Below are 11,536 nucleotides of genomic sequence, written 5' to 3'. Positions count from 1 at the left end.
ACTCAGAACCGGCAGGGCCGGAAGCAGTCCGGACGGGCCTGGACGGGCGTTGTCGTGATTCCGTCCACGGTGGACGCGAGCGACAACACGACGAAGAAAACGGCGACGGCAGCTCTCAACCTGCTGGTCATGGGGACTCCTCGGGGAACGGCGGCGCGATCGGCGCCTCGCAGCGAGCATCCGCGTCACCACCCCGCGAAACAATAAGCGGAACAGCACGGGCCGATACGTATTCGCCTTCCGTGATCGGTTCGTCCGGTTCACCGGCTTCCGGTCAGCAACCGGACCCGGACGTGTTCCCACAGCGGGCCGTGCGGGGCGACCGCCGCCCGGATGCGCTCGGTGAACGCCGGCCGCGCATCCGGGGCGGGCAGCTGGTCGGGGCTCATTGCCGAAAAAACGCCACCGGCCAATTCGTCGACGCTGAGCGGTGCGGAGTACTCGACGACCGTCGAGCTCACGGCGTACCCGGCGGCTGCCAGGGCCTTCGCGTACCGCTCCTGGCTCGCGTCGTCGGTGCCGCAGGTCCGGTGGACCGGCGTACCGAGGTAGGCGGAGACGACGTCCCGCAGCGCCGCCCACCACGGCGTGTCCTGCAGCCACAGCGGCTCGCCGTTGGTCACCACCGCGACTCCGCCGCCCGGACGCAGCAGCGGGCGAACCGCCGCGAACAGCCGCGGGTGGTCCATCCAGTGCAACGCCTGCGCGACCGTCACCGCGGCCAGGCGCCGCGGACCGAGGACGGCCTGCAGCGCACCGACGTCCGAGTCCGCGCCCAGCAGCCAGCCGACGTTCGGCTCCGCCGTCGCCCGCCGGGCCTGGGCCAGCATCGCCGGCTCCGGGTCCATGCCCAGCACGGCGCCGACCCGGGGCGCCAGGGCCCGGGTGAGCTGGCCGGTGCCGCAGCCGAGGTCCACGACGAGGTCGTCGCCGCTCAGCGCGAACGCCGTGGCCGGCACGTCCGCCACCTCGGATGGATAGCCGCGGCGGAAGCGCTGGTAGTACTCGCTCACTTCGCCGCCGAACGTCGACGTGGTCATTTTTCGAGCATGCCCAGGGCCAAGGCCGGCCGGGCGCCGTTCCGCCGACGGCGGACTCAGAAGACCGGCAGCAGCACCCCGTGCTCGGACTCCGGTCGCGGGCCGAAGATGCGGCGGTCGGCTTCGGCGATCGGGACGTCGTTGATGCTCGCTTCGCGGCGGCGCATCAGGCCTTCGTCACTGAACTCCCAGAGCTCGTTGCCGTAGCTGCGGAACCACTGGCCCTCGGCGGTGCGGGACTCGTACTGGAACCGGACGGCGATGCGGTTGCCGCGAAAGCCCCACAGCTCCTTGCGCAGGGCGTAGTCCAGCTCGCGGGCCCACTTCGCGGTCAGGAACTCGACGATCTGCGCGCGGCCGACGACGTATTGGTCGCGATTGCGCCAGACCGAGTCCTCGGTATAGGCCAGCGAGACGCGCTCCGGGTCGCGGGTGTTCCACGCGTCCTCGGCGGCCTGGACCTTCTGGCGGGCGGTGTCCTCGTCGAACGGCGGGAACGGCGGACGCGGGGTCATGGGAGCTCCTTCCGGACGTAGAGAACGTGCGTTCTCCACTGCTCCCGCTAGACTAGAGAACGATCATTCTCAGCGCCAGGGACAGGTGACATGGATTCCACGGAGGCGACCGACCGGCTGCTGGAGGCCGCCGAGGACCTCTTCTACGCCCACGGCGTGCAGGCGGTCGGGATGGACGCCGTCCGCGCACGGTCCGGCGTCTCGCTCAAGCGGCTTTACCAGTGTTTCCCGGCGAAGAACGACCTGGTCGAGGCCTACCTGCTCCGCCGCGACGAACGCTGGCGGAGGTCGTTGCGCGAATTCGTCCACGCCCGCGGCGACGACCCGCTGGCCGTCTTCGGCTGGCTGAAGAACTGGTTCGCCGAGCCGGGCTTCCGGGGCTGCGCGTTCGTCAACTCCTTCGGCGAGTTCGGCGAACCCACCCCCGGCATCGCCGCCGCGATCCGCAAGCACAAGGACGAGGTCCGGGGCTACCTGCGTGGTCTGGTTTCCGACCAGGGCACCGCGGACCAGCTGTTCGCCCTGGTCGAGGGCGCGACCGTGCTCGCCGCCATCACCGGCGACCCGCGCGAAGCGGACACGGCAGGCGAAGCGGCGAAGGTGCTCCTGAAAGCCCTCGTGTGAGAGACGACTCTGCGTAACGAGCTGCCGCCGGGCGCCGACTACCGGCCACCAGCAGCGACTGCGCAGAGGAGCCGGGCCCCATGAAGATCTTCGTCGCGGCGGCCGCGGATCCGGTGGTGCCCGATTGGCGCGTTTTCGGCCACGGGCTGGTCGCCGGGCTCATCGCGGCCGTCGCCGTCACCGCTGTCCTTGCGCTGCTCGCGTTCAAGGAGCGTCGCGTCGAACTGCCCGGCGGCGCCCAGTGGAAGTTCACCGACAGCTGGGCCAGCAACCTCACGGCGTTGACCGCCGCCTTCGCCGCGTTGCTGGCCGCCTTCTCCGGCAAGCTCGACACGGCGATCGCGCCGGGGGCGTCGGCGGCCTTCGCGGTCGCGTCGGCGCTCTACGTCGCCATCGCCGCCTGCGCGCCGATCGCCTACACCGTCGGCCAGGTCGCGAGGCCGCGGGGCAAGTCCGCTGGGCTCGAAGGCAGCCGGGGCGGTCTCGTCGGCGCCGCGTTCCTCACGCTGTGGTCGGTTTTTTCGTCACTCGGCTCGGTCGTCTTCGTCCTGCAGTACGGCGCGATCGGCGCCATCCGGGACTACCAGGTCCTCGCCACGATCCTGCTGGCGGTGATGGCGCTGCTGGTCGCGGCCTACGCCGTCCGGACGATCCACTGGCTGCTCACCGTGCCGGCCACCGGCACCGCGCTCCCCGGCATCACCGGGTTCACCTGCTGCGAACCGCCGGCGGCCGTCGTGACGCGGCGGGTCTTCCTGCTTTGAACGAAAAATGAACCGGTCCCGGTGGTGGGGAGCCGCCGCCACCGGGACCGGTCCGGACCCACACCATCCCAACCAGTGTGGAATCCGGCCTCCCCCCGTCAGGTAGGGGAGGCCGGGGCCCCTGCTACCGGGCGTCCGTGAGGTACCGCGCGTAGGCACCCGTGGTGAGGAAGCTCGGCAGCTTCTCGCCCAGCGCGGTTTCGGTGAAGATCTCGTACGCGTCGTCGAGGCGGTTGCCCTCGCCCAGCTCGGCCCGGACCGAGGCGAGCTCGTCGTGCAGGAACTCGACCGCCAGCTCGCGGGTCAGCGCCGTGCCGTCCTCGAGCTTCGTGCCGTTGCGGATCCACTGCCACACCTGGCAGCGCGCGATCTCCGCGGTGGCCGCGTCCTCCATCAGGTTGTGGATCGCCGCCGCGCCGGTGCCGCGCAGCCACGCGTCGACGTACCGCAGCGCGACGTTGATGTTCGCGCGCACGCCCGCCTCGGTGACCTCGCCGCCGGCGCTGGCCACGTCGAGCAGGTCCTCGGCGGTGACGTGGACGTCGTCCCGGAGCTTGCCGAGCTGGTTGGGCCAGCCGCCGAGGACGCCGTCGAAGACCTCGCGGCAGATCGGGACCAGGCCGGGGTGCGCGACCCAGGAGCCGTCGAAACCGTCGCCGGCCTCGCGTTCTTTGTCCGCGCGGACCTTCTCGACGGCGATCTCGTTGACCGCAGGGTCCTTGCTCGGGATGAACGCGGCCATGCCGCCGATGGCGTGCGCGCCACGCTTGTGGCAGGTGCTCACCAGCAGTTCGGTGTAGGCCCGCATGAACGGCACGGTCATCGTGACCTGCGCGCGGTCCGGCAGGACGAAGTCGGCGCCGTGCGCGGCGAAGTTCTTGATGAGGCTGAAGATGTAGTCCCAGCGGCCGGCGTTGAGGCCCGCGGCGTGCTCGCGCAGCTCGTAGAGGATCTCGTCCATCTCGAACGCGGCGGTGATCGTCTCGATCAGCACGGTGGCGCGGATCGTGCCGCGCGGGATGCCGAGTTCGCGCTGGGCCAGCAGGAAGACGTCGTTCCAGAGACGCGCTTCGAGGTGGTTCTCCAGCTTCGGCAGGTAGAAGTACGGGCCGACGCCGCGGGCGAGCAGCTGGCGCGCGTTGTGGAAGAAGTACAGGCCGAAGTCGACCAGGCTCGCCGACACCGGACGGCCGTCGATGCGGATGTGCTTCTCGACCAGGTGCCAACCGCGGGGGCGCGCGACGATCGTCGCGGGCTCGTCGCCGATCGTGTAGCGCTTCCCGGCTTCGGTGGTGAAGTCGATGTTGCGGCGGATCGCGTCGTAGAGGTTGATCTGGCCGTCGATGACGTTGTGCCACGTCGGCGACGTCGCGTCCTCGAAGTCCGCCAGCCAGACCTTGGCGCCGGAGTTCAGCGCGTTGACCGTCATCTTGCGGTCGGTCGGGCCGGTGATCTCGACGCGGCGGTCCTCCAGGCCCGGCGCGGTCGGGGCCACGTGCCACGACTCGTCCTCGCGGATCCGGCGGGTCTCGGGCAGGAAGCCGAGCGGCTTCTCCCCGGACTGCAGTTCCTCGCGCCGCGTGCGGCGGGCGTCGAGCAGCTCGCGTCGGCGGCCGGCGAACGTGTTGTCCAGCTTGGCCAGGAAGTCGAGTGCCGCCGGGGTCAGGATCTCCGCGAACCGGCCCTCGACCGGGCCGGTGACCTCGATGCGGTAGTTCAGCCGATCAACCATGGGGTGCCTCCGCGAGCTGTGGGCAGGGGAAGGAAAGAAGGGGGAGGGTCGCGGCCTGACGACGGTGGGGGGTGCCGTCGTCAGGCCGCGGCCGGGATCAGTGGAACTGGGCTTCTTCGGTGGAGCCCTTGAGCGCGGTGGTCGAGCTCTCCGGGTTCAGCGCCGTCGCGACGTTGTCGAAGTAGCCGGTGCCGACCTCGCGCTGGTGCTTGGTGGCGGTGTAGCCGCGGCTCTCCGAGGCGAACTCGCGCTCCTGCAGGTCGACGTAGGCGGTCATGCCCTCGCGGGCGTAGCCGTGCGCCAGGTCGAACATCGAGTAGTTCAGCGCGTGGAAGCCGGCCAACGTGATGAACTGGAACTTGTAGCCCATGTAGCCGAGCTCGCGCTGGAACTTCGCGATCGTGGCGTCGTCCAGGTGCTTCTTCCAGTTGAACGACGGCGAGCAGTTGTAGGCCAGCATCTGGTCCGGGAACTTCGCCTTGATCGCCTCGGCGTACTTGCGCGCCACCTCGAGGTCCGGCTCGGAGGTCTCCATCCAGAGCAGGTCGGCGTACTGGGCGTAGGCAAGGCCGCGCTCGATGCAGGGCTCGATGCCGTTGCGGACCTCGTAGAAGCCCTCGGCGGTGCGGCCGCCGGTGAGGAACTGCTGGTCACGCTCGTCGACGTCGCTGGTCAGCAGCGTCGCGGCCTGCGCGTCGGTGCGGGCGACGACCAGGGTCGGCACGTTCAGCACGTCGGACGCGAGACGCGCGGCGTTCAGCGTGCGCTCGTGCTGCTTGGTCGGGATGAGGACCTTGCCGCCGAGGTGACCGCACTTCTTCTCGGACGCGAGCTGGTCTTCCCAGTGCACGCCCGCGGCGCCGGCGGCGATCATGCCCTTCATCAGCTCGAACGCGTTGAGCGGGCCACCGAAGCCCGCCTCGGCGTCGGCGACGATCGGGGCGTACCAGTCGATGTCGGTGTTGCCCTCGGCCCAGTTGATCTGGTCCGCGCGGCCCAGCGCGTTGTTGATGCGGCGGACCACGGCCGGCACCGAGTTGGCCGGGTAGAGGCTCTGGTCCGGGTAGGTCTGGCCCGACAGGTTGGCGTCGGCCGCGACCTGCCAGCCCGACAGGTAGATGGCCTGCAGGCCCGCACGGACCTGCTGGACGGCCTGGTTACCGGTCAGGGCGCCGAGCGCGTGGACGTAGTCCTCGGTGTGCAGCAGGTCCCACAGCTTCTCCGCGCCGCGGCGGGCCAGGGTGTGCTCCTCGACCACGCTGCCGCGCAGCTTGATCACGTCTTCGGCCGAGTAGGAGCGCTGCACGCCCGCCCAGCGGGGGTCGTTCGCCCACTGCGCGGCCAGCTCCGCGGCCGCCTGCTTGGCCTGTTCCGTCATCGGTACTCCCGGTGTTGCGAAGTTTGCGATTGCTCGCCTTGCTTGCCATGACCCTGACACGCCAGCGAAAACGAGGTCTAGTTGGCCAATTTGCCAATTTGTGCGAAGGGTCCGTACGCTCTTTGCAAAGGTTGCGAATCGGCTGGTTCGCAAGTGATCGAAAATCCGCGTTCTTGACCGTTCACGTAACCGTTCAGGACCGGAAACCTTCCGGAAAGGAGGGCACGAATGGAGAAGACTTTCGCCGGCGCGCGGCTGCGGCACCTCCGCGAAAGCCGCTCGATGAGCCAGGCCGACCTCGCTCGTGTGCTGGAGATCTCACCCAGCTACCTCAACCAGATCGAGCACAACTCGCGCCCGCTGACCGTCCCAGTGCTGCTTCGGATCACCCAGGCGTTCGGCGTCGACACGGAGTTCTTCGCCAACAACGACACGTCCCGGCTGGTCGCCGACGTCAAGGAAGCCCTGCTCGACGAGGTCCTCGGCGTCGACGTGACCACGAGCGAGCTCAACGAGCTGGCCACGAACCTCCCGGCGATCGCCCAGGCCCTGGTCAAGCTGCACCGCAGCTACCGCAACGCCGTCGAGAACACCGCCGTGCTGACCACGGAAAACGGGCTGGGCCTGCACGGCAGCGCCGCCGCGCCGCTGCCGCACGAGGAAGTCCGCGACTTCTTCTACGAGCGCGAGAACTACGTCGCCGAGCTGGACGACCGCGCCGAGAAGATGGCCGCCGACATCCCGCTCCAGCGCGGGCAGGTCCTCGGCGCGCTGAAGGAACGCCTTTCGCAGCGCTACGGCGTCGAGGTGACCAGCGAGGGCATCGACGAAGCCGCCGGCCAGCAGCACCGCTACGAGCCGGTAACGCGCGTGCTGCGGCTGGCGCCGAGCCTGCGCGTCGGGCAGCAGGCGTTCCGGATGGCTTCGCAGATCGCGCTGCTCGAGTACGACGACCTCATCACCGAACTGGCCGACTCGTGGGCGTTTTCCGGCCCGGCCGCCCGGTCGCTCGCCCGCGTCGGCCTGGCGAACTACTTCGCCGGGGCGCTGATCCTGCCCTACGGGCCGTTCCTGGCCACGGCCGAGCGGTTCCGCTACGACATCGAGCGGCTCTGCGACCACTACGGCGTCGGCTTCGAGACCGTGTGCCACCGGTTGTCGACCCTGCAGCGACCGAAGCAGCGGGGCGTGCCGTTCTCCTTCGTGCGGGTGGACCGGGCCGGGAACATGTCGAAGCGGCAGTCCGCCGCCGGGTTCCACTTCTCCCGGGTCGGCGGGGCCTGTCCGCTCTGGAACATCTACGAGGCGTTCACCCAGCCGGGCAAGATCCTCACCCAGATCGCCACCCTGCCCGACGGCAAGAGCTACTTCTGGATCGCGCGCACGGTGTCGCGCAACATCGGCGGCTACGGCAGCCCCGGCAAGACGTTCACCGTCGGCCTCGGCTGCGAACTGCGCCACGCCGGGCGGCTGGTCTACTCGACCGGCCTCGACCTCGACGAGCCCGCCGCCGCGACGCCGATCGGGATGGGCTGCAAAGTCTGCGAACGGCCGGCCTGCTCGCAGCGCGCGTTCCCGACGATCGGCAAGCAGCTCACCGTGGACGAGAACACCAGCACCTTCGTCCCGTACCCGGCGGTGCCCAAGGGCTGAGCACCCGGTAACGAGGTGCCGGGCACCGGCGAGTCACCCGGCGGGAGGTGCCATGGCCGAACGGGTCAGGACGGGCTGCCACAACTGCAAGCGGTGCACCAACTCGGCGGTCGCCGAATTCGGGCGCCGGCAGGGCAAGCTCTGGGCCAACGTCGCGACGGCGGGCGGGGTCGCGGTCGTGCAGGCCTTCACCCCGAACTGCCGGGCGTGCGGGCACAAGCTGAGCCTCCACGACCGCGGCGGCGAAAGCCTCGGCAACGCCTACCCCGCGCCGGTGACCGCCCGGCCGTCGGCGGGCCAGGGGCCGCCGCCCGGCTGGTACGCCCACCCCGGCGCCCCCGGCGTCCTGCGCTGGTGGGACGGCACCCGCTGGACCGAGCACACGCAGGCGCCACCGCGCTGATCACCCGATCACGTGCGTGGTCCACTTCGCCTCGTCCGGGCCGAGCACGGTGATCCGGCTCAGGAGTTCCTTCGCGGTGATGCCGCCGATCTTCGGCTGGTTGAACGAGACGCAGGCCTTCAGCCCGTTCTTCGTCACGCACTGCGGTTCGCCGAGGCCGTCGGGGACGCCGCCGGGCGGTGAGACGTTGATCGTCACCAGCCCGCCGTCCGACTTGTACTGCAGCACCAGGTGCCACGGGACGCCGTCCCGGTCGCCGCGGCGCCGCAAGTCGCCGTCGCTGAGGCGGAACGCGTCCGGCAGGCTGGTGATGTGCAGCGGCAGCGGCACCGCCCGGGTGCCGAACCTGACGTCGCCGGCGACCCGCATCAGCACCTGCTGCAGGTCCGGGCCCGTGAGGTAGTAGGCGCCCAACCGGGCCCACCGGCCGTCCGGGGCCTGCCACTGCAGGTAGGCGTCCCCGTGGTTCAGGGGGTCGTCCGGGTCGGTCGTGAGCCAGTAGCCGTCGCGGTCGCCGATCCGGACCGGGATCCGGGTCGGCTGCTGTCCGCGCAGGTTGGGCGGGACGGGCGGATCCTGGTCGTAAACCGACAACCAGATCATCGGCGCCAGCTCACCCTGGCCGACGGCCAGCGCGGTGTCGCCGTGCTCGCCCACGGCGTACTCGATGCCCTTGATCTGTTCGGGCACCCAGCCGAAGGTTGCCTTCGCCACCATCGGGTTGTCGGTGGGCACCGGCGTGACGGACCTGGGCGTGGGTGCGGTGGCCGTCGGCGGGGTCGCCGGTGGCGGGACCGGCCGGGACAGCGAAGCCGCCGTCACGCCGCCGGCCGTCACGACCGCGGCACAGCCCAGGACCAGGACTGTGGTCCGCACGCGACGACGGCGCCGCCCGATCCGGCGCGCGCGGTCGAGGTCGATCCGGGGCGGCGGGGCGGGCGTCTCGGCCAGTTCCTTCAGCTTGGTGGCCAGCTCGTGGTCGGTCACGGTCGTCCCTCCCGGATCGGTTCGCGCAACAGCTCGCGAAGCGCGTCCACGGCCTTCGCGGTCTGGCTCTTGACGGTTCCTTCGGAACAGCCGAGCGCCCGCGAGGTCTCCGCGACCGGGAGGTCGCAGAAGTAGCGCAGGACGACGGTCGCGCGCTGGCGGGGCGGCAGTCGTTCGAGGGCCGCCCGCAGGTCGAGGGCCAGTTCGACGTCCGGGCCCGGCCTGGGCGGGTCGTGGTCCTTTTCGCGCAAATCCACCCGGCGCCACCACGACGTGCGCTGTTCGGCCAGGTAGGTGTTGACCAGCGTGCGGCGGGCGTAACCGTCGACGTTGTCCGCGCGGGACGCCCTCGGCCAGTTCGTGTAGAGCCGGGTGACCGCCGACTGGACCAGGTCGTCGGCCCGGTGCCAGTCGCCGCAGAGCAAGTACGCGACTTTGCGCAGCCACCCCGCCCGCGCGGTCACGTACTCGGTGAATCCGGCGTCCATCGGCGCCCCCCATCTCGGTCGACACCCCTCTGATGCGCCCGGAGGCCCGGGCGGTTGCCCTACACGCGCGAGTCGTAGATTCACCGGGGTGCACGACATCGACACGGTGACCGCGGCGACCATCGAAAAGGCCGCCGAGCGGCTGGCCGGGGTGGTGACCCGGACGCCGCTGGAGCCGAGCGCCCGGCTGTCGTCCCGGGTGGACGCGCAGGTCTGGGTGAAGCGCGAGGACCTGCAGACCGTCCGGTCGTACAAGATCCGCGGCGCCTACAACTTCATCGTCCAGCTCGACGAGGACGTCCGCGCGCGAGGGGTCGTCTGCGCCAGCGCCGGCAACCACGCCCAGGGCGTCGCCTACGCGTGCCGCCGGCTGGGCGCCACCGGCCGCGTGTACGTCCCGGGGACGACGCCGCGGCAGAAGCGCGAGCGCATCGCGACGCTCGGCGGCGCGCACATCGAAGTCATCGTTGTCGGAGAAACGTACGAAGACGCCTTCGCCGCGGCGAACGAGGACGCCCAGCGGACCGGGGCGACGCTGGTGCCCGCGTTCGACGACGTCCGCACGGTCGCCGGCCAGGGCACGGTCGCCCTCGAGGTCGTCGAGCAGCTCGGCTTCGTCCCCGATGTCGTGGTCGTCCCGGTCGGCGGCGGCGGGCTGCTCGCCGGGGTCGGCAGCTGGCTGCGCGAGCGGCACCCGGAGGTCCGGATCGTCGGCGTCGAGCCCGCGGGCGCAGCGTGCATGGCCGCGGCCCTCGACGCCGGGCACCCGGTGCGGCTGCCGGAGCTCGACTCGTTCGTCGACGGCGCCGCCGTCCGCGAGGCCGGCGCCGTCACCTACCCCCTGATCCGCGAGAGCGGCGCCGAGCTGACCGCGGTCGCCGAGGGCGCGGTGTGCACCGAGATGCTCGCGATGTACCAGTCCGACGGGATCATCGCCGAGCCCGCGGGTGCGCTCGCGGCGGCGTCGCTCGGCACGGTCGTCGCGGTCGAGCCCGGGCAGACCGTCGTCTGCCTGGTCTCCGGCGGCAACAACGACGTCAGCCGCTACAGCGAGATCCTCGAACGCTCGCTGATGCACGAAGGGCTGAAGCACTACTTCCTCGTCGGCTTCCCGCAGGAGCCGGGCGCGCTGCGGCGGTTCCTCGAGCAGGTGCTCGGGCCGGAGGACGACATCACGCGCTTCGAGTACGTCAAGCGCACGAACCGCGAGATGGGTCCCGCGCTGGTCGGCATCGAAATCGCGCGGCCGGCCGACCTGGCCGGGCTGCTGGCGCGGATGGCCGCGAGCCCCCTGCAGGTCGAGCGGATCGAGCCGGGCAGCCCCCTGTTCCACTTCCTGCTCTGAGGACGTGGTCCACTAGGCGGATGGTGAAGGTCGACGGTGTCCGCAGTGTCGAGGCGTTGCGCGAAAAAGTCCACGAGGGTGCGGAGCCCGAGTACCTGCTGTTCTACGGGCACACGCCCTCGACGTCCGGCCGGGTGACGGCGAGCTGCCTCAGCCAGTGGTGGCTCGACCCGTTCGAGGCCGACGGCGTGCTGTACCCGACCGCCGAGCACTACATGATGGCCGGCAAGGCGCTGTTGTTCGGCGACGTCGAGAAGGCCGAGCTGATCCGCTCGACGCCCGACCCGAAGACGGCGAAGGTGCTCGGCCGCGAAGTCGAGGGCTTCGACGCCGCCACCTGGGAGCGGCACCGGTTCGACATCGTCGTCGACGGCAACCTGGCCAAGTTCCGCGCCCACCGCGACCTGCGCCGGTTCCTGCTCGGGACCGAGGACAAGGTGCTCGTCGAGGCGTCCAAGAAGGACCTCGTCTGGGGCACCGGCCTCGCGCGCGAGGAGAAGAACGCGACCAAGCCGGACTACTGGCGCGGGCTGAACCTGCTCGGCTTCGCGCTGATGGAGGTCCGCGACCAGCTGCGCGCCCGCGTCTGACTCACGGCGCCAGGACC

At 70.7% G+C, this 11,536-nt stretch carries 13 protein-coding genes; 6 read left to right on the top strand and 7 right to left on the bottom strand.

Going from position 1 to position 11,536, the window contains the following annotated elements:
- Window positions 1-2: 2 nt before the first annotated feature.
- The 3 genes from ABZX11_RS22990 to ABZX11_RS22980 form a co-directional block, all read right to left on the bottom strand.
- Window positions 3-131 carry a hypothetical protein gene (locus ABZX11_RS22990; RefSeq protein WP_303246969.1) on the bottom strand — a complete coding sequence of 43 codons (129 nt, stop codon included), beginning with the start codon at window positions 129-131 and terminating at the stop codon, window positions 3-5.
- Between the two features lie 129 nt (window positions 132-260).
- A complete protein-coding gene (locus ABZX11_RS22985; RefSeq protein ID WP_354916035.1) occupies window positions 261-1,040 on the bottom strand; it encodes a class I SAM-dependent methyltransferase in 780 nt (259 codons plus the stop codon).
- A gap of 56 nt (window positions 1,041-1,096) precedes the next feature.
- Window positions 1,097-1,555: a nuclear transport factor 2 family protein gene (locus ABZX11_RS22980; RefSeq protein ID WP_176172433.1), complete on the bottom strand. Its 459-nt coding sequence runs from the start codon at window positions 1,553-1,555 to the stop codon at window positions 1,097-1,099.
- Window positions 1,556-1,645: 90 nt separating this feature from the next.
- Between ABZX11_RS22980 and ABZX11_RS22975 the strand changes: the two genes are divergently transcribed.
- Both ABZX11_RS22975 and ABZX11_RS22970 read left to right on the top strand, forming a co-directional pair.
- Complete coding sequence (locus ABZX11_RS22975) at window positions 1,646-2,179, top strand: helix-turn-helix domain-containing protein (protein ID WP_176172434.1); 534 nt, start codon at window positions 1,646-1,648, stop codon at window positions 2,177-2,179.
- Window positions 2,180-2,259: 80 nt separating this feature from the next.
- On the top strand, window positions 2,260-2,943 hold the full coding sequence (locus tag ABZX11_RS22970; RefSeq protein WP_354916031.1) for a hypothetical protein: 684 nt from the start codon (window positions 2,260-2,262) through the stop codon (window positions 2,941-2,943).
- Window positions 2,944-3,067: 124 nt separating this feature from the next.
- On the opposite strand, the gene aceB is transcribed toward ABZX11_RS22970, so the two are convergent.
- The gene (gene aceB / locus ABZX11_RS22965; RefSeq protein WP_354916028.1) at window positions 3,068-4,675 is read right to left on the bottom strand and encodes a malate synthase A; all 1,608 of its coding nucleotides are present in this window, start codon (window positions 4,673-4,675) and stop codon (window positions 3,068-3,070) included.
- A gap of 97 nt (window positions 4,676-4,772) precedes the next feature.
- Window positions 4,773-6,053, bottom strand: coding sequence for an isocitrate lyase (gene aceA, locus ABZX11_RS22960; RefSeq protein WP_354916025.1), 1,281 nt, complete (start codon window positions 6,051-6,053; stop codon window positions 4,773-4,775).
- A 228-nt stretch (window positions 6,054-6,281) separates the two neighbouring features.
- On the opposite strand from aceA, the gene ABZX11_RS22955 reads away from it, so the two are divergent.
- Together ABZX11_RS22955 and ABZX11_RS22950 are read left to right on the top strand one after the other, a co-directional pair.
- The gene (locus ABZX11_RS22955; RefSeq protein ID WP_176172438.1) at window positions 6,282-7,706 is read left to right on the top strand and encodes a short-chain fatty acyl-CoA regulator family protein; all 1,425 of its coding nucleotides are present in this window, start codon (window positions 6,282-6,284) and stop codon (window positions 7,704-7,706) included.
- Window positions 7,707-7,758: 52 nt separating this feature from the next.
- Entirely contained in the window at window positions 7,759-8,109 is a 351-nt protein-coding gene (locus ABZX11_RS22950; RefSeq protein ID WP_354916022.1) for a DUF2510 domain-containing protein, read from the top strand.
- On the opposite strand, the gene ABZX11_RS22945 is transcribed toward ABZX11_RS22950, so the two are convergent.
- Window positions 8,110-9,096, bottom strand: a complete 987-nt coding sequence (locus tag ABZX11_RS22945) for a hypothetical protein (RefSeq protein ID WP_354916019.1) — start codon at window positions 9,094-9,096, stop codon at window positions 8,110-8,112. It lies immediately after the preceding gene.
- Window positions 9,093-9,584 (bottom strand): SigE family RNA polymerase sigma factor, encoded by a 492-nt coding sequence (locus ABZX11_RS22940; RefSeq protein ID WP_354916016.1) that lies wholly within the window; start codon window positions 9,582-9,584, stop codon window positions 9,093-9,095. Before ABZX11_RS22940 ends, ABZX11_RS22945 begins: the two co-directional genes overlap by 4 nt.
- 88 nt (window positions 9,585-9,672) lie before the next feature.
- On the opposite strand from ABZX11_RS22940, the gene ilvA reads away from it, so the two are divergent.
- Together ilvA and ABZX11_RS22930 are read left to right on the top strand one after the other, a co-directional pair.
- The gene (gene ilvA / locus ABZX11_RS22935; RefSeq protein ID WP_176172442.1) at window positions 9,673-10,929 is read left to right on the top strand and encodes a threonine ammonia-lyase IlvA; all 1,257 of its coding nucleotides are present in this window, start codon (window positions 9,673-9,675) and stop codon (window positions 10,927-10,929) included.
- Window positions 10,930-10,949: 20 nt separating this feature from the next.
- Entirely contained in the window at window positions 10,950-11,519 is a 570-nt protein-coding gene (locus tag ABZX11_RS22930) for an NADAR family protein (protein ID WP_354916013.1), read from the top strand.
- Window positions 11,520-11,536 lie beyond the last annotated feature (17 nt).

The organism is Amycolatopsis sp. NPDC004169, from assembly GCF_040610315.1.
Taxonomy (GTDB): domain Bacteria; phylum Actinomycetota; class Actinomycetes; order Mycobacteriales; family Pseudonocardiaceae; genus Amycolatopsis.
The sequence above is the reverse complement of the archived record's forward strand: the minus strand, read 5'-3'. Positions and strand labels throughout refer to the sequence as shown.

Excerpts from the sequence above, each read along its gene's own strand:
- ABZX11_RS22930 (WP_354916013.1), top strand. The coding sequence starts at position 10,950 with ATGGTGAAGGTCGACGGTGTCCGCAGTGTCGAGGCGTTGCGCGAAAAA.
- ABZX11_RS22990 (WP_303246969.1), bottom strand. The coding sequence starts at position 131 with ATGACCAGCAGGTTGAGAGCTGCCGTCGCCGTTTTCTTCGTCGTGTTG.
- aceA (WP_354916025.1), bottom strand. The coding sequence starts at position 6,053 with ATGACGGAACAGGCCAAGCAGGCGGCCGCGGAGCTGGCCGCGCAGTGG.
- ABZX11_RS22980 (WP_176172433.1), bottom strand. The coding sequence starts at position 1,555 with ATGACCCCGCGTCCGCCGTTCCCGCCGTTCGACGAGGACACCGCCCGC.
- ABZX11_RS22970 (WP_354916031.1), top strand. The coding sequence starts at position 2,260 with ATGAAGATCTTCGTCGCGGCGGCCGCGGATCCGGTGGTGCCCGATTGG.
- ABZX11_RS22975 (WP_176172434.1), top strand. The coding sequence starts at position 1,646 with ATGGATTCCACGGAGGCGACCGACCGGCTGCTGGAGGCCGCCGAGGAC.
- ABZX11_RS22955 (WP_176172438.1), top strand. The coding sequence starts at position 6,282 with ATGGAGAAGACTTTCGCCGGCGCGCGGCTGCGGCACCTCCGCGAAAGC.
- ABZX11_RS22940 (WP_354916016.1), bottom strand. The coding sequence starts at position 9,584 with ATGGACGCCGGATTCACCGAGTACGTGACCGCGCGGGCGGGGTGGCTG.
- ABZX11_RS22985 (WP_354916035.1), bottom strand. The coding sequence starts at position 1,040 with ATGACCACGTCGACGTTCGGCGGCGAAGTGAGCGAGTACTACCAGCGC.
- ABZX11_RS22950 (WP_354916022.1), top strand. The coding sequence starts at position 7,759 with ATGGCCGAACGGGTCAGGACGGGCTGCCACAACTGCAAGCGGTGCACC.
- aceB (WP_354916028.1), bottom strand. The coding sequence starts at position 4,675 with ATGGTTGATCGGCTGAACTACCGCATCGAGGTCACCGGCCCGGTCGAG.